Origin of the sequence: Pedobacter psychroterrae (genome assembly GCF_004331695.1) — a bacterium.
Lineage (GTDB): Bacteria > Bacteroidota > Bacteroidia > Sphingobacteriales > Sphingobacteriaceae > Pedobacter > Pedobacter psychroterrae.
The window spans coordinates 1,758,997-1,776,121 of sequence record NZ_SJSL01000001.1 but is presented as its reverse complement, the minus strand read 5'-3'; the positions used below and the strand labels follow the sequence as shown (position 1 = coordinate 1,776,121).

Below are 17,125 nucleotides of genomic sequence, written 5' to 3'. Positions count from 1 at the left end.
TTATTTCCTATTTTTGCTTGCATGAAGATAATCGCTATAGGACGAAACTATGCAGCTCATGCTAAAGAACTCAACAATCCGGTACCCGACAAGCCGGTCATCTTTCTAAAGCCGGATACAGCTGTATTAAAAGACGACAAACCTTTTTACATCCCTGAATTTTCATCAGAAATTCATTATGAACTGGAAGTAGTACTCAAGATCTGTAAAGAAGGCAAACATATTTCGGAAAAATTTGCAGCAAATTATTACGACGAAATTGGCCTTGGCATAGACTTTACCGCCAGGGATATACAAAACATACATAAAGAACAAGGATTGCCCTGGGAACTGGCCAAGGCTTTTGACCATTCTGCAGCCATTAGCAAATTCATTCCCAAAACAGAATTTACGGACATTAAGGACCTGGATTTTGAACTAAAGATCAACGGGGAAAGCAGACAAATCGGAAATACTAAAAACTTGCTGTTCTCCTTTGAACAGATCATCGCATTTGTATCTCAGTACATTACCCTCAAGAAGGGTGACCTGATCTTTACGGGTACTCCTGAAGGGGTAGGGAAAATAAATAAAACGGACAGATTAGCCGCCTGGCTGGAAAACCGGCAATTACTTGATTTTGATATAAAATAGCTTTAATGATTAAACTGAAATTTATTCTAACAATTATACTTCTTTCGGCTTTGCAGGTGAGCGGGCAGCAAATATTCAGCGGCAATAAATACCCACTCGTGGATTTCAGAACGCCGCTAGATATCGTACCTCCTGCCCTTGCCGGATCATTTGGGGAACTCAGGAGCAATCATTTTCATTCGGGCATGGATTACCGTACCAATCAGCGCGAAGGCTATCCGGTCTACGCAATTGCAGATGGCTACATTTCCAGGTTAAGGGTGCAGAACAGTGGCTTCGGACTGGCCCTGTACATTGACCACCCCAATGGTTATACTTCCGTTTATGGTCATTTGCAGCGCTTCAATCCTAAAATAGCGCAGCAGGTTAAAACCATTCAATATCAAAAGCAAACTTACGAGATCGACGAATTTCCCAATTCATTGCTGATACCTGTACGTAAAGGGGATGTCATTGCCTATACAGGAAATACCGGCAGCTCCGGGGGGCCACACCTGCATTTTGAAATCAGGGATACAAAGACTGAAGCCACCATCAATCCGCAACTGTTCGGACTGGAAATACCGGACAATATCCCGCCAGTGATTTCTGCGATGTATGTATACCGCCTGAACCAAAAACCCTTTAACGAATTTATCCCTAAACAGTATTTTCAAGTAGCCGGAGGCGCAGGAAGTTATCGCCTGAACCAGGTAAATACCATAAATCTGAGCGGAGAGGTTGGATTTGGAATTGTTGCAACCGACAGGCACAATGGCGCCTCAGGACTAAACGGGGTGTATTCAATAGAACTGGAACGGGACGGCAACCTGGTATTTACTTCATCGCTGGAAAAATTCCTGTTTGAAAATAGTAAAGCCATCAATTCCCACATCGACTACCCAACCTATCTGCAGACCAAAAGAAGTATTCAAAAAAGCTTCGTCGACCCCGGCAATCCATTGCAGATCTACAGCAGCCTGGTAAATAACGGAAGAATTTCATTTACAGATGGTAAACTGCATAAATTAAAATATACATTAACCGATGGTAAGGGCAACAAAAGCACCTTATCCTTCAATGTTCAGGCCTATTCAAAAGCCATTATCAATGCACCTGAATCCATTCCGGGTAAGCTGCATTTTCCTTATGCAAATGTCAATGAATTCAATAACGAAGAAGTAAAGGTGATCATACCCAAGGGCAGCTTGTACAATGACCTGGATTTCGTTTACAAACAATTGCCCAAACCTGCTGTCAATGCCTATTCTTCTATTCACCAGGTCCATAACAACCTCACACCACTTCATACCGGATTTGAGATCTGGATCAAAGCCGACAGCGCCCTGATGAAATATAAAGAAAAAGCATTGATCGTAAATACCGGCAGGGGCTCGCAGGGTGGTTATTTTGAAGATGGTTATGTAAAGGCCAAACCACGCACATTTGGAAGTTATTTTATTTCAGTAGACACGATTGCCCCCCTGATCATACCTGTTAATATCAGCGATGGAAAACGCATGACAGGTATCAGCAAAGCTTCTTTCAAGATCAGGGACAATATGTCTGGTATAAAAAGCTTTAACGGATTTATTGACGGCAAATGGGTACTCTTGGAATTTGACACCAAAACCGCCTCTTTGTGGCATAGTTTTGAAAGTACACTGACACCCGGCAAACATACCCTTGAGGTGATTGTTGCTGATATGAAAGACAATAAGAAAACCTATTCCATCACATTTTATAAATAACAATATGAGCGAATTAAAAGCAGGCCAGAAGGCCCCTGAGTTTACTGTCAATGACCAAAACGGCAATACGGTAACCCTTAGTGAATTTGCAGGCAAAAAAGTAGTCCTGTACTTTTATCCAAAAGACGACACCCCGGGATGCACAGCAGAGGCCTGTAACTTCAGGGACAATTACCAAGGATTGACCGCACAGGGTATTGTAGTGCTTGGGGTAAGTGTGGATGATGAAAAATCCCATCAGAAATTTATCACCAAACACAACCTGCCATTTCCATTACTCGCTGATACGGACAAGAAAATTGTAGAAGCCTACGGTATCTGGGGAGAGAAAAACATGTATGGTAAAAAATATATGGGCATCAGCAGAAAGACTTTCCTGATAGATGAAAACGGTGTGATCTCACACATCATTGAAAAAGTTGACACTGCCAATTCAACTGCCCAGGTACTCGACCTGCTTAACAGCTAGTTAGTACATAAAAAAAGGAGGCTTGCAGGGCAGGGCCTCCTTTTTTTATTGAATAAATTCTTACTATACCTTCACTGATAAATTTTTCTTGCCGACTTTGTGTCCGGCTGAAGCAAAGTAAACGATATATAAATAAGCTGGGACCATCGCATATAAAAATGCATGCTGGAAGTCAATGTGCAATTCATCTTTCATATAACCATATACCAAAGGCCAGATTGCCCCACCTGCAATACCCATAATCATAATGGCCGAACCTGTTTTGGTAAACTTGCCCAGGCCTTTAATGCCCAGTGGAAAAATAGCAGGCCACATCAACGAATTAGCCAGACCTAACAAGGCTACAAACCAAAAGGAAACCACTCCAGTTGTAAATACCGAAAGAATAGTGAATACGACACCCACAGAGGTACAAATCCTAAGCGCAGCTTGTTGGGTTATAAATCTGGGAATCGTAATGATACCGATTAAGTAACCTACCAGCATAAATCCTAAAGTAAAGGCAGTAGCGTTATCTCTGAATACCTGAGGCACTGCACCCAGTTCCCTTGCGTAAGTACCTATAATATCTCCTGCCATTACCTCTACAGCCACGCAAAAGAAAATGGCCAGCGCGCCTAAGAATAAATGCGGGTATTCGAATATCGTCTTTTTAGAAGTGTTTGATACGTTATCTGAAACGTCTTCCTCCTCCATATTTACTTCAGGAAGTTTCACGAACTTAAGCCCTATAGCAAACAAGGCCAGTACCACTGCCAATGCAATATATGGTGCATGAAGTTGATCTAGCAACTCATTTAAAATGGTTTGCTTCTCTGCTTCTGAGGCAGCCTGTGCCAATCGTGTTTCAGCTGCATTTGCCCCTTTCAAAAGCAGGCTGCTAAGCACAATCGGCGCTACCATACCAGCAGTCTTATTACAGAAACCGGCTATTGATATCCGCTGTGCAGCACTATCAATTGGCCCGATAATGCTCAAATAAGGATTCACCGCAGTTTGCAACAGCGCCATACCTGAGCCTTGTACAAAAATTGCTGTTAAGAAAAGAATGTAACTGCTTTTTTCCGCTGCCGGAATAAACAGTAATGATCCAACACCTAAAACTACCAGACTTAATACCAAACCATTATGAAAGCCGATCTTCTTAATGATGGAGGAACTTGGAAGTGCCAGGAAAAAATAAGCGATATAAGAGGCAAAGGTGACTAAATATGCCTGCAAATCAGTTTCAAGATCAAATGCTTTCTTTGCAAATGGTATTAGAGAGCCATTTGCCCAGGTTACAAAGCCTAAGATAAAAAACAATGCACAACATATCACCATCGGCATTATGGCTGTTCTGTTTTGAGGTTGAGGTTGATTCATGTGGTTGGTTCGGATTTAATTTGTGTTTATTTATTAGCTTATAGTTCAAAAAAGATATACTCTTTGTCAATACAGCCTAAAGTAAAGAAATTAATGAATCAAAACCGTATTAAATATTTACGCAAACGTTTGTGTAGCTTCATTTATTGATAAACACGCACATAATCTACCTCAAAACGATTTGGAAAAGCTGTATTTGAAGGATCTCCCCCATTTTCACCCCCCATTGCCAGATTCAGCAGCATATAATGCGGCTGTTTAAACGGATTGATGCCTTTGTCATCTCTGTTATGCAACTTGTCCATCTTAACTTTGTTCAGCAATATGCCGTCTACATACAAAGCGATCTCTTTTTCATTCCAGTCCATTCTCCAGACATGAAATTGCTTTGCCCATTCTTTTCCACCCAGTTCGGAAACCGGCTTTATCGTTGTATACCATTTCGCTTTATATCGCTGATCTGTGCCCATGGCTATATTTGCCAGGAGTTTGCCGCGATAATATTCCATAATGTCAATCTCTCCATTTGATGGCCATTCTCCCTGTACCCCCAGTGTCCACCATGCCGGCCAAAGGCCTTCACCTATGTCGATTTTTCCCCGCATCTCAAACCGTCCATACTGCCAGCTATGCTTGCCTGAAGTATTGATACTTGAAGAAGTATATTGAATAGTCTCAGGTTTGCTCCTCCAGTCATTGCTACCGGCTTTGAACCGGGGATTCGGCTTATTTTCTTTCCGCCCTTCAATGATCAGCAATCCCTTTTCACACCAGGCATTGTCCTGCTGATACCACTGCAGTTCCTCATTGCGTACAAATCCATGCTCAAACTTCCATTTCGTTGAATCTGGCTTGCCATCCACATTAAACTCATCGGACCATACCAGTTTATAATTTTCAGGCAGCTTTTGAGCGCTTGCGGATACAGCGCCTAAAATCATCAGGCTGCAAAGGGCGGTGTATATATTGCTAAAATTCATGATCTTTAATAGTTAATTCAGCCCTAATATAGCATTTTAGTCAGGATTTACAGGAAATGACCTGCCCCCAAACTTGGACAGGTTGTAACTTAATCCAAGAAAAAAAACACGGGTAGGTTGTTTGCTGCTACTGTCAATTATGGTATTTCCAGATACGATACGCGAAATATTATTACCCTGATCCAACAGGTCGTTTGCACTGATTGACAGACTGAGTGCTTTATCTTTAAAAAATCGCTTTTCAAAATTCGCACTCAGTAAAAGCGGGTTCGCATTGTCCAGTGCATAGCCGTAGCTATAGCGTTTGGTGGAATATACAGTAAGAAAATAGGACTTCCAGACTGTTAACCGGCTTGATAGATTCAAGTCCACATTGCTGTTATTTCGAAAACGCTGATCGCCCGAACCATCGTTACTTTGCTTATCGTAACGGCCTCCACCCTCCAGGCTAAAATTCTTCAGTCTCAATTCTCCATTCAGGTCCACATTGAAATTGGTAGTGGTAAAAAATGCCGGTGCGCTAATTTGTCCCAATCCGAACTGCTGGATTGCGGAAAATCTGCTCATAGATGCATCGTTATTAGTGCTGGTCGAATAAGCCATGCGCATATCCATGCTGAATTTATTCATCCGGACATCGCTTCTTAATTGCTGTGAAAAATTCACACCCTTACCAAATGCTTTCTGATTATTGAAAATAATTGCACGGTTTGAAACCCCAATACTCCCTGAGTAATTTATACTGTATTTCTTTCCGACTGGAATGTTAACAGAATAGTTGCCTCCCACAGCGTAATTTCCGTTTATATTCTCATATCGGGTGATCTGTTTCAGGCTATTTAGCGTATCGGGAATAAGGGTTACATGACTCACAATTTCTTGTTGGGTAGTGGCCGCATTGATACCTGTCCGCAGCGTTATTCTGGATTTGGCATGCATATAATTGTAACTTGCATTGAGGCGGTGATTGAAGGATGGTTTTAAGTCAGGATTTCCTATGATAATGTTTTGAAGATTCTGTGAATTCCTTGTTGGCTGAAGCTGCTCTATACTGGGATTGATGTTGTCTCCCTGATAATAGGCATTGAATGTCTTCCCTTTGGGAAGGGTCTTGCTGATATTCAGATTGGGGGAATAATTCAATGTATTGTTTACAAACTTCTGCTTCAATCTGAGATCATGATTGGTCATGAAGGCCGGACGAACATTGATCCCAAAGTTATAACGCATACTTTTTGTATTGTAATTGTAGTTTAATCCTAAGGACTGATCAAGCGACCGCGACCGATAGGAAGTACTTAATGAATCCACAAATGACACACCGGAACTGTTATTGTCAATTACAAAAGTGGATACCTCATTCCATGAGCTTCTGGCTGATGCATTGTAGCTGAAATTCAGACTTCGATTTGAAAGGCTGTCTTTTAGTTTCTTTACTCCAATGCTATAATTAAAGCCAAAGGATCCACTCTGGCTGCCGCTTTCGTTGACAAGATTACGGTTCAGCAACGAGTCTTTCTGCAGCAGCCCTGTATTCTTATCATAATAAAGGGTATTGGTATTGATTTGCTGAGTGCCGCTATTATTCGACAGTCCAAAGCCGCCTGAGGCTGAAAGCTGGTTTTTATTATTCTTGAGTTTCCTGGATAAATTAAAGCTGCCGTTGAGATTAGGTGTCGAATTTTTAGTACCGCTGCTGTTTTTGAGGTCTTGCCGCAACAGTCCATATTGATTGCTGAAAGCAGCATTCTGGTTATTTAAATGACCGAATGAACCAGCTAAATTTGAGGTAAGAAATACCTTACCATTGTTGTATTGAATGTTACTGTTGAGGTTATGATTGGCATTGCTATTGTCGCCCTTGCTGTCAGACCTGGTAGTAAAATTACCCTCGGGATATACCGTTTCCAAAACCTGTTTGCGCGCAAATGCGCTACTGGAGCTGCTATAGTTGTACGCAATGCCGCCCTTAGTATTTTTACTGATCTGATCATTGTGATTAAATCCGGCATTCATGGAGCGGCTATTTCCAGCTCCATTGTTTTCAGTATTCATGCCTGCATGAGCAGAACTCTGCTTTTTCCCCTTCCAAAACCTCACATTTCCATCGCCACCTATTTTATCATTGGTACCGGTCCTGCCAGACAATTTTCCGAAAGACCCGTTATCCATACCTGGCTTGGTCACTATATTGAGCATTTTTATGGGTTCACCTATCTTGATACCGGTGAAATTTGCCTGATCACCAAAGTCATCAATTATCTGCAATTTGGACACAATCCCGGCGGGAAGCTGGGCAATAAATTCCTGCACATTATTGGTAAAAAAATCCTTTCCATTGACCCTGAGCTTGACCATATCCTTGCCCATTGTGGTCACTCTGTAATTTTCATCTACCTCCACATCCGGGAGCTGTTTAAGCAAATCTGCAACATTATCTCCTTCCTGTACCAGATAGGCTTCTGCATCGTATTCTACAGTGTCCTGCATAAAGCGTACGGGTTTGGGCTTGCCCTTAATTACTACCTCGTCCAGCATCCGGACGGAAGCTTTCAGCTCCAGCGGGCCCACACGTTTTTGTTTTTCTTTGTCGGCAAAGGTGTAGGCTGCATTCAGTGTATGGTATCCCATCATGGATACTACGAGTGAAAACTGCGTAGCCCTGATCCTAGAAAAGCTAAAATTACCATTCTTGTCTGTGGTTGTTTTTATCGTGTCATTGTCTGCGATAAGCTGTACGATGACACCAGGAAGGGTTGTTTTTGCGGAATCGATTACCGTTCCAAGCACTTGCTTGTTTTGCTGGGCCGATAATTGAAATATTCCACAACAGATAGAAATGACGAGAGCGCAAAGTTTTTTCAAAATTAATCGTTGTAATACAAACTTATAAACTTTTGTCGTCCTTTATACACATGAGAAGAATTTATATTAGAGCCCAATACCCTAAGTGCGTAAAGAAATCAGTACTTTCATCAAATGAACTTTACGATCGATGGCCAGACACTCAAAGACTTGAATATTTTTGATGAACGTGCTGATTCGATCTTCCATATGTTTAAAAGCACCAGAACAATTGGAGCAAGGGAAAGGCTGAGAGAAATGATGCACAAACCCTCATCAGACATCAATGAACTGACTTTAAGAAGGGATGCCATCAAATATTTCTATGACCGGAAGCTAATTCTGGATATCAGAAATGAAGAACTGGACCTCATAGAGTTTTATTTGAAATCTGATAAAAGAAAGTCCAAAAGCAACCTCATTGATGCCCTGGGAGATTACCTCACCAGGAATTCCAGTAATGACTTTTATATCATCAGAACAGGTTTAAAATATCTTATAAAATTAACCAGATACATTTCAGATTTTATTAAAAATAACACCTTAGATGAAACACCGGAATACCTAATTACAATCTTTGAAAAAATTGAGTCAATCATTGAAGAAGGGTTGTTAAAGAAGGTTTTGCTATTTGATGAGAGTAAACTGCAGTTTTTGAAAATCAACCTATTGGATCAGGCCTTTAGGGGTAAGGAAAAGAGAAACATTTATACGCTTCTGCAGCTCGTTTATGAGTTGGATGTTTTTGAAGGACTGGCTTATGTTGCCGCTAAAAAAGATTTATCTTTCCCCGAATATGATGAAAGCGAAACCCTCCGGTTTAGCACTAAAGGCCTGTTCCATCCGGGTATTACAGACGCGGTTAAAAATGACATCGTATTTGACCACGATCAGAATATCTGCTTTTTAACAGGCTCTAATATGGCAGGTAAGTCATCCTTATTGAAGTCTGTCGGATTGGCAATCTATTTGGCACATTTAGGTTTTCCAGTTCCGGCTGAATCCATGAAAACTACTATTTTTAATGGACTCATCACCACCATTAATCTGCCTGACGATATCAACAACGGTCTGAGCCACTACTACAGTGAGGTAAAACGGGTGAAAGAAGTCTCGTTAAAACTATTGGAACAGGACAAAATGTTTGTAATATTTGATGAATTGTTTAGAGGTACTAATGTGAAAGATGCTTTTGATGCTTCATTACTGATCATTTCCGAACTTTCTTTCATTAAACGGTCTGCTTTCTTTATCTCTACACACATCGTGGAACTGGCCGAAGAACTTAAAAAGTATGACAACATAGCCTTCAGTTGCCTGGATACGTTTTTTGAAAATGGCAAGCCTGTTTTTACCTATAAACTTACAGAGGGTGTTTCAAAGGAGCGCCTAGGAATGTTTATCGTATTGGATGAGGGGATTGTGGATGTAATAAGAAAAGCAGCCCAAGGTTAAAAAAAACCTGTACGCTTATCGCAATTATAAAACATACAGGTCTTCAACTTTCTTACATACCATTTTAGCAACAGTATACCTCAAAATTACTTTATGGTTTCTTTTACTTCTCCACAGGTCAGCATACTTTCCCCAAAATAAGGGTTCTTTATTTCTTTTTGGTTACTTAACCACGATGCTCCTTTATCATTGAAAGCCATTGGGCAATACTCAACATATACCTCTCCTGAGTTTAAACCTGAAGCTTTTACGCGTTCTATAAAGTTTGTGCTTAACGCTGCAAATACAACTCTTTGTGCATCAATATCGCCTGCAGAACCGATTTTAGCTACCAACGTTGCCAAAGCTGCGCCATTAGTTAACTCTTTTGAACCTAACTCAATTGCATTGGCAGCAACCTTTGCTTCTGCCACATCACCTTTAACAAGCGCATTGGTTAAGTGAACATAATGCTGATAAACTGCGTTTAATTTATCATCCTTTAAACTTACTGCAGAAGCACTCTTTTCCGTGGCTGCCCCATGTCCTTCTCCAGGTGCATGATTGTGTCCCGCATGAGGGTCTGTTTCCGCCTGTTTCTGTGTGTTTCCACATGCCGCAAATAATGTTACCGCAGCCAGTGTAATTACGAAATTAGTTACTGTTCTCATTTTTTTGTTTTTTAATGTTTACTGATTATTTATTTTAAGTTCTTCATTTGGGTTTTTCCCCTTTTTAAGGATGTACTCGCTATATAAAAGATAGGCCCCTGTCACTACAACCTGATCTCCATTTACCAGACCCGCAGTAATCCCGACCTTGCTATCATTCTCCTCACCAGTTTTAACCAGTCTCGGTTCAAAGCTGTCTTTACCTTTCTTAATCCAGACGTGCATTCCCTTACCATCTCGTATTACCGCGTCAACCGGTAGGGTCAATACATTATTATTACTTGCTGATGGTAAAAAAACATTTGCCTGTAGGCCTGGCTGCCATTGGCCTCCGGGATTTGGTATCGAGCCTCTTATCTGCGTAAGCTGTGTTCCCGATTGAAAGGACGGAGTAATAAAGTCAATACCCACTTCCTGAGGCTGATCTTCCCATCCGGCAATAACTACCTTAACTTTCTGACCCAGCTCAATATTTTTTACCTCATTTGGATAAACATCGGCCTCAACCCATAACCGATCATAACCTTCCAATCTTAAAATCGGACTTCCCTCTGTTACATACTGACCCTGGGTTACTGATAGCTCAGCCACCACACCACCCTCGGGTGCATAGAAAACCACATATGGATCTTTCTTTTGAGCTTTAACAAGCTGCTGTACCTGGTTTTCAGATTGTCCGTACAACAGCAGTTTCTGTTTTGCAGCAGCTACTAGCTGTCGCTCTATTTTATCTCCCTGGAATTGTTTTTCCTGCGCGATTGCCATGAGATATTCCTGCTGAAGTGTAGCCAATTGCTCTGAATAAAGTTTGTATAAAGCTTGCCCTTTACCAACCTTAACCCCGGTTTCCCTTATGTACAACTGCTCTATTCTACCAGCAATTCTGCTCGAGATATAACTGCTTTTCTCAGGATTAACAACAAGTCTTCCATTGAGTTGTTTAGCACTTGAAAGGCTGCTTTCACCTATCAATATGGTAGTAATATTTGCCAGGACCTGTCGCTTTTCATCTATTTTAAGCGCCTTTTCATTGCTGTTTTTTTCAAATGGCACCAGGTCCATTCCGCAAATGGGGCAAGTACCCATCTCATTTTTTATTACCTGCGGGTGCATCGGACAAGTAAACGTTTGCTGTTTTCCTTTTGCCGCTTCCCCATTTGATTGCTGTTCACTACTGCAGGCAGCAATGAACACGGATGGAACCAAAGCCAGTAAGGCCATCTTTTTTATAAATAATTTCCGTTCCATAACCTAATTTCCTTTGTTTTCAGTCATTTTTATAAAGCTTTCGCTATCCACCAGATAAGCTGCATTTTTACTTACCTCCCAGTTATTGATGTCTTCCTTAATCTGTATCATTCCGGCAATGGTTATCCCTGACTTTACAACTTTCGGGATTACAACATTGCCTTCCTTTTTAAAAATCACTGTTTTATTACCGAGTGATATCGCAGCAGATTTGGGAAGCCACCATGAGGCCGAAAAGAACACTGGAATCCTGGCAGTAAGCAACTCACCTACGGTAAAGTTTGGTTTATTAAGGTAAATGCGTGCAAGGGTAAAGTTTACCCCATCTCTAAAAACGGGTTGTATCATACCAACACCAGCATTCTGAATAGTACTTTTATCGGCAGTTTTATAGAATAAAAACCGATCTCCCTTTTTTATAAGTGATGCCATGGCAGGCTTTAAGGAGAATTCAGCGATCAACTGATCAGCATTATAAATGGTGAAAAGTGATTGTCCGGCATTTACATATTGTCCGGCACGTAATAGTACAGGAGAATTTGTAGGGACAACACTTACAGGAGCAGCTGCAGATGAGCTTGCACTACCTCCCATATTGTCCATTCCGTCACCCCCGGATGATGGTGCAGCTACACTTGGGGTAGCAACTGGTGCAGCAGATTTTTCAAGTATGTATCCATCAGCATTGCTATACACCGGAATACGGTAATTTACCTTTCCTGTTCTTATCAGCTGATGAATACTGCCGGCACTCATCCCCAGCAATATCAATCGTTGCTTTGCGCCCTCGAGCATGGTCTGATCAGTCCCTGTTCCCTTTAGAAATAGCAATTCCTGCTGTGCAGCAGCAAGATCAGGCGAATAAACCTCCATAATCAGTTGCCCCTTTTTAACCGGCTGGTGATTATACTTGATCAGCAAGCGCTCTATTCTGCCGCTTACTCTGCTGGCAATGCTGCGCTGATTTCTTGTATCGTAACTGATGATACCCTGAGCCTCTTCAGTGAATATTTTGGTGCCGTATTCCGCCTTAATTACAGGGAGTGCAGATACCACCTGCTCATTTGAAGGTTTCAGCAAATGAGAAAGGTTACTGTCAATTTCCACAACACCCGGATCATCATGATTGGCGTGTTTATTATCCTTATCTCTGTTGCAAGCGTTAATTACCAATGCGCCGATCAGCGCCAATGCAACCCATCCGCAGGTCCGCAGCCTAACGATATAATTCTTTCTCATAATCGGCTATCATTAAATAAAGTTTCAATTTCTCATCCAGGACACTGGTTTGCATCATAGTCAGCGCTTCCCATGAATCAATTACCTCAGGCAGTTCCATTTTATTCTCCCGGTAATTCAAAAAGTTAACATCCAGCGATTTTTGCAGGGTTGGTATGATCTTGCTTTCCATAGCATCAATGCGCTTCAGCATGGATTGGATTTCGAATTGCATACCATACAGCATTCCCTGCGTTTCCTGTAACATGGCAGCCTTTTCTTTATCCATCGCCTGCACTTCATATTCCATTCCCCTTACTTCCGATTTGTACATTTTTGAAGACCATGGGGCAATCGGGATGCTTACCATCCCCATTACACTAAAAGCCTTAGGCATCATCCTGGTTAAAGGCGACATATGATCGAAACGCAGCTTAAAATCGGGTCTGCTTTGCTTTTTCATTGCTTCAATATTCAGCTGCATAGATTGGATATTGTAATCCATCTTCTTAATGTCGTTTCTTGCCAGGGACAAACTCCCGGTATCCATAGCATTTGCCTGTACAAACTTTGGCTGATAATTGGTATCAATCGTTATATCCGCATTTCCAGGTTGGTTCATCAAACTGTTTAACCATGCCCTGGATTTAGCTATATCGCCTTCCTGCATACGGATCATGTTTTTGTTTTCCTCCAGTTTTACGATGGTTTTATACACACTCCCCAATTTCGACTGATTAAAAGGATACCTGATCTCTTCAATCTTCTTCATGGTTTCCATGATTTTCTCATTCTGTTTCAGTACTTCTATTTTTTGAACTGCAACCAGCCAACCGAAATACAGTCGCTTTGCCTGCATTTTGTATTCATTTAAGGTAATTCCACGAGTTTCATTCTCTGCCTTACTCTTCGATTCGATATAGCGCTTATTGGCATTTAATTTACTCAGGTTTGGAATATCCTGTTCCAGCTGTACCATTACAGATCCTTTATCCCTATCGTCCATAAGCATCTGGCTAGGATAAGGCGTCATAAACGTACCCACCCCAATCATGGGTGCCATCCAGGCTGTTGCTGCTTTAGCGGCATGCTTATAGCTCTCGGCCTTTAACCCGTATGATTGCAGAAGCAGGTTGTTTTTATCTATACGGTGCAAAATCGTATCCAGCGAAAGCACCTCTTTTTGTTGTGCTGTCGTATAAAATGGCAGCAGCAACAATACCCATGTTAATTTTTTAATGATGTACATCGTGCACCTCCAGTTTTCCATATTTCCTCAATTCATATTCTTTGGACATTAAAAAGATGAGTGGTGTAACCAGCAGGATGTGTGTAGAAGAAGTCAATACCCCGCCTATCATTGGCAACACTATGGGTTGCATTACATCCACTCCCACTCCACTGGCCCATAACACTGGTATCAATCCGAATAGCGACACACAAACCGTCATCAGCTTGGGTCTTAACCTTTTTGCGGCACCGTGAATTACATATTCCCGTAAATCCTCTTTTGTAATTGTTTCACTTGAATTCCCTTTTAATTTGATCAGTTGCTGCATCCCATCATTGAGGTAAATTACCATCACAATTCCAGTTTCTACTGCAATCCCAAACAGCGCAATAAAACCTACAGCTACCCCTACAGACAGGTTCACTCCCCAGAAATAAATCATATAAGCGCCGCCAATCAGCGCAAAGGGCACAGTGATCAAGCTTAAAAAGGCCTCTCTGACAGAATGAAATGCCAGGTAAAGGGAAAAGAAAATAATTAGTAACACTACGGGAGCAATCCACATCAGGGTTTCCTTGCCGCGGATCAGGTTTTCATACTGGCCGCTCCATTCCAGAAAATAACCTTCTGGCAATACGCCTTGTTCTTTGTTCAACTTCTCCATCGCTTCCTTAACGGTACCGCCCAAATCCCTGTCGCGGACATTAAACATCACCGCACCACGCAAAATGGCATTATCAGAGCTGATCATCGGCGGCCCGTCTTCAAATTTCACATCGGCAACTGCAGACAAAGGAACTTCACCAAAAGAGGACGACTGAACAGGGATACGCTTGATCTGCGCTACACTATTTCTATATTCCTGCGCCAAACGGACACTGATGGAAAAACGTTGCCTGCCCTCAATGGTATTGCCTATGGTGGCCCCACCCAAAGCACTTTCTACTACCTGATTTACATCATCTACATTTAAGCCATATCTGGCCAGCTCTTCTCTTTTAATATCAATAGACAAGTATTTACCCCCTGTAATGGGTTCAACAAACAGATCACTGATGCCTGGCGTACCCTGCAGTGCTGCCTTTACTTTTTCCGATACCGAAGCAATCGTATCCAGGTTCTGGCCAAATACCTTGATGCCCACATCGGTACGGATACCCGTCGCCAGCATATTGATCCTGTTGATGATCGGCTGTGTCCATCCATTTACCACACCGGGAATTTGAAGCTTGGAATCCAGCTCATTTACAATATCTTTTTTAGTGATGCCCTTTCTCCATTCGCTTTTCGGTTTGAGTGTAATGATTGTTTCGATCATACTGATCGGCGAATTATCTGTCGCTGTATTGGCTCTTCCTGCTTTTCCCAATACCTTATCCACCTCAGGAACAGATTTAATGATCTTATCCTGTACTTGTAATATCCGTTTTGCCTCCGCGTTGGATACATCAGGCAAAGTTACCGGCATAAACAAAATACTCTGCTCATCTAATGGAGGGATAAACTCTGTCCCTAAATTTTTAAGGAGGGGAATTGTGATCAATAAAGCAATGACATTGATGGCAATGGTTGTTTTTCTCCATTTCAGTACCGTTCTGATCACGGGTTCATACACCTTTTCCAATACCCTGTTTACCGGATTGGCGCTATCGGGCTTAAACTTTCCTTTCATAAAAAAGGAGATCAGTACCGGTGCCAAGGTAATGACCAGCAAAGCATCCACCATCATGATGAATGTTTTGGTAAAGGCTAATGGGTGAAACAATTTACCCTCCTGTCCGGTTAGCATAAATACTGGTAAAAAAGAGGTTATGATAATCACCGTAGCAAAGAATACACCTCTTGATACCTGCTTGCTGGATCTAGTGATCACCGCAAGGCGGTCTTCTTCAGTAATCCAGTCCGGAGATTTTTTAAATATATTTTTAAACCAGTCTTTCATGATATTGTTGTTTTATTTTGATCCTTTTCCCACAATTCGTATCGTTCAGCCAAATGCTTATAGGCATTTTCACTCATGATGATGCCATTGTCTACAATTACCCCAATGGCCAGTGCTATGCCGGTAAGCGACATGATATTTGATGAAATATCAAATGCATTGAGCAGGATAAAACTGGCGGCTATGGTAATCGGAATTTGTATGATGATGCTTACCGCACTGCGCCAGTGAAACAGAAAAACAAACACAATAATTGATACCACAATCATTTCTTCAATCAGGGTATTCTTTATAGATGCTATAGATTCTTTGATCAGCTCCCCGCGATCGTAAACGATATCAAACTTAACGCCTTTAGGCAAGCCTTTCGAAACCTCTTTCATTTTGGCTTTTACCTGATCAATCACTTCAGCAGCATTTTCTCCGTAGCGCATTACCACAATACCCCCCGCACGCTCGCCCTCCCCATCCTGATCAAATATTCCTAAACGGGTTTCCCCTGTCATCTGAACAGTGGCGAGATCAGATACTTTTACCGGTGTGCCGTTCTGGTTCTTTACAGGAATATTCGAAATTTCATCCAGAGATTTGAGATAACCCGATGTCTTAATGACATAGCCCATGTCGCTCATTTCAAACTTTCGTCCGCCCGACTCGTTATTGTTACTCCTGACAGCGGCTATTACTTGTGGCACAGTAAGTTTATAATACAGCAACTTGTTTGGGTCTATCGAGATTTGGTACTGCTTCTGAAAACCGCCAAATGAAGCGATTTCACTTACTCCCGGAACGGTTTGCAAAGCAAATTTCACATACCAGTCCTGTATGGCCCGCTGTTCGCCAAGATCCATATCCGGTGCATCCAGCGTATACCACAGCACATGACCCACCCCCGTCCCGTCGGGACCAAGTTGCGGAGATACACCTTCTGGTAAGGTTCTGGATATGGTACTGATCCGTTCCAAAACGCGCTCCCTGGCCCAGTAAACATCTACATCATCTTCAAAGATCACATAGATGAAACTCATTCCAAACATGGAAGAACCCCTCACATATTTAATTTTTGGAATTCCCTGCAAATTTGTAACCAGCGGATACGTAACCTGGTCTTCTATGAGTTGTGGTGATCTGCCCATCCATTCAGTAAAGACAATAACCTGATTCTCTGAGAGGTCGGGTATAGCATCTATGGGATTCTTTTTTACGGAGATCACTCCCCATATGAAAAGACCGGTGGCGAGTAACAGTACGATCCAGCGGTTTTTGAGTGACCATTCTATAATTTTATGTACCATTTTGTACAGTATTGATATGGCTTAATGCCCCTTTTCAGGTGCAAAAAATTGAAATAAAAAAATTA

The 17,125-nt window shown here is 41.7% G+C and carries 13 protein-coding genes; 4 read left to right on the top strand and 9 right to left on the bottom strand.

The genetic code is table 11. The features are described 5' to 3' along the window. The first annotated feature begins 21 nt into the window (after nt 1-21). The 3 genes from EZ437_RS07870 to bcp are packed head-to-tail and all read left to right on the top strand — an operon-like array spanning nt 22 to nt 2,832. Nucleotides 22-633: a fumarylacetoacetate hydrolase family protein gene (locus EZ437_RS07870; protein ID WP_131594864.1), complete on the top strand. Its 612-nt coding sequence runs from the start codon at nt 22-24 to the stop codon at nt 631-633. Nucleotides 634-638: 5 nt separating this feature from the next. Next, nucleotides 639-2,363, top strand: a complete 1,725-nt coding sequence (locus EZ437_RS07865) for a M23 family metallopeptidase (RefSeq protein WP_131594862.1) — start codon at nt 639-641, stop codon at nt 2,361-2,363. A gap of 4 nt (nt 2,364-2,367) precedes the next feature. Beyond that, the gene (gene bcp / locus EZ437_RS07860) at nt 2,368-2,832 is read left to right on the top strand and encodes a thioredoxin-dependent thiol peroxidase (protein ID WP_131594860.1); all 465 of its coding nucleotides are present in this window, start codon (nt 2,368-2,370) and stop codon (nt 2,830-2,832) included. Between the two features lie 63 nt (nt 2,833-2,895). Here the strand turns inward: bcp and EZ437_RS07855 are convergent, their stop codons facing one another. The 3 genes from EZ437_RS07855 to EZ437_RS07845 all read right to left on the bottom strand — a co-directional run bounded on the left by EZ437_RS07855 (nt 2,896) and on the right by EZ437_RS07845 (nt 8,042). Further along, nucleotides 2,896-4,197, bottom strand: coding sequence for a sugar MFS transporter (locus EZ437_RS07855; protein ID WP_225869521.1), 1,302 nt, complete (start codon nt 4,195-4,197; stop codon nt 2,896-2,898). Nucleotides 4,198-4,340: 143 nt separating this feature from the next. Continuing rightward, nucleotides 4,341-5,177, bottom strand: coding sequence for a glycoside hydrolase family 16 protein (locus tag EZ437_RS07850; RefSeq protein ID WP_131594858.1), 837 nt, complete (start codon nt 5,175-5,177; stop codon nt 4,341-4,343). 36 nt (nt 5,178-5,213) lie between these two features. After that, complete coding sequence (locus EZ437_RS07845) at nt 5,214-8,042, bottom strand: outer membrane beta-barrel protein (protein ID WP_131594856.1); 2,829 nt, start codon at nt 8,040-8,042, stop codon at nt 5,214-5,216. 114 nt (nt 8,043-8,156) lie between these two features. Here EZ437_RS07845 and EZ437_RS07840 point away from each other — a divergent pair, with 114 nt between their 5' ends. Continuing rightward, complete coding sequence (locus EZ437_RS07840; protein ID WP_131594854.1) at nt 8,157-9,476, top strand: MutS-related protein; 1,320 nt, start codon at nt 8,157-8,159, stop codon at nt 9,474-9,476. An 86-nt stretch (nt 9,477-9,562) separates the two neighbouring features. Here EZ437_RS07840 and EZ437_RS07835 read toward each other — a convergent pair whose 3' ends face one another. The 6 genes from EZ437_RS07835 to EZ437_RS21930 are packed head-to-tail and all read right to left on the bottom strand — an operon-like array spanning nt 9,563 to nt 17,060. Next, complete coding sequence (locus tag EZ437_RS07835; RefSeq protein ID WP_131594852.1) at nt 9,563-10,126, bottom strand: DUF3347 domain-containing protein; 564 nt, start codon at nt 10,124-10,126, stop codon at nt 9,563-9,565. A gap of 18 nt (nt 10,127-10,144) precedes the next feature. Further along, the gene (locus EZ437_RS07830) at nt 10,145-11,374 is read right to left on the bottom strand and encodes an efflux RND transporter periplasmic adaptor subunit (protein WP_131594850.1); all 1,230 of its coding nucleotides are present in this window, start codon (nt 11,372-11,374) and stop codon (nt 10,145-10,147) included. Between the two features lie 3 nt (nt 11,375-11,377). Then, nucleotides 11,378-12,613, bottom strand: coding sequence for an efflux RND transporter periplasmic adaptor subunit (locus tag EZ437_RS07825; protein ID WP_131594848.1), 1,236 nt, complete (start codon nt 12,611-12,613; stop codon nt 11,378-11,380). Then, nucleotides 12,591-13,862, bottom strand: coding sequence for a TolC family protein (locus tag EZ437_RS07820; RefSeq protein WP_225869520.1), 1,272 nt, complete (start codon nt 13,860-13,862; stop codon nt 12,591-12,593). The genes EZ437_RS07825 and EZ437_RS07820 overlap by 23 nt, the downstream gene beginning before the upstream one ends. Continuing rightward, entirely contained in the window at nt 13,828-15,765 is a 1,938-nt protein-coding gene (locus EZ437_RS21935) for an efflux RND transporter permease subunit (RefSeq protein ID WP_131594846.1), read from the bottom strand. The genes EZ437_RS07820 and EZ437_RS21935 overlap by 35 nt, the downstream gene beginning before the upstream one ends. Continuing rightward, on the bottom strand, nt 15,762-17,060 hold the full coding sequence (locus EZ437_RS21930; RefSeq protein WP_131594844.1) for an efflux RND transporter permease subunit: 1,299 nt from the start codon (nt 17,058-17,060) through the stop codon (nt 15,762-15,764). The genes EZ437_RS21935 and EZ437_RS21930 overlap by 4 nt, the downstream gene beginning before the upstream one ends. Nucleotides 17,061-17,125 lie beyond the last annotated feature (65 nt).

Coding starts and splice junctions, on each gene's coding strand:
- EZ437_RS07870 (WP_131594864.1), top strand. CDS start 22: ATGAAGATAATCGCTATAGGACGAAACTATGCAGCTCATGCTAAAGAA.
- EZ437_RS21935 (WP_131594846.1), bottom strand. CDS start 15,765: ATGAAAGACTGGTTTAAAAATATATTTAAAAAATCTCCGGACTGGATT.
- EZ437_RS07835 (WP_131594852.1), bottom strand. CDS start 10,126: ATGAGAACAGTAACTAATTTCGTAATTACACTGGCTGCGGTAACATTA.
- EZ437_RS21930 (WP_131594844.1), bottom strand. CDS start 17,060: ATGGTACATAAAATTATAGAATGGTCACTCAAAAACCGCTGGATCGTA.
- bcp (WP_131594860.1), top strand. CDS start 2,368: ATGAGCGAATTAAAAGCAGGCCAGAAGGCCCCTGAGTTTACTGTCAAT.
- EZ437_RS07820 (WP_225869520.1), bottom strand. CDS start 13,862: ATGGAAAACTGGAGGTGCACGATGTACATCATTAAAAAATTAACATGG.
- EZ437_RS07830 (WP_131594850.1), bottom strand. CDS start 11,374: ATGGAACGGAAATTATTTATAAAAAAGATGGCCTTACTGGCTTTGGTT.
- EZ437_RS07850 (WP_131594858.1), bottom strand. CDS start 5,177: ATGAATTTTAGCAATATATACACCGCCCTTTGCAGCCTGATGATTTTA.
- EZ437_RS07825 (WP_131594848.1), bottom strand. CDS start 12,613: ATGAGAAAGAATTATATCGTTAGGCTGCGGACCTGCGGATGGGTTGCA.
- EZ437_RS07865 (WP_131594862.1), top strand. CDS start 639: ATGATTAAACTGAAATTTATTCTAACAATTATACTTCTTTCGGCTTTG.
- EZ437_RS07855 (WP_225869521.1), bottom strand. CDS start 4,197: ATGAATCAACCTCAACCTCAAAACAGAACAGCCATAATGCCGATGGTG.
- EZ437_RS07840 (WP_131594854.1), top strand. CDS start 8,157: ATGAACTTTACGATCGATGGCCAGACACTCAAAGACTTGAATATTTTT.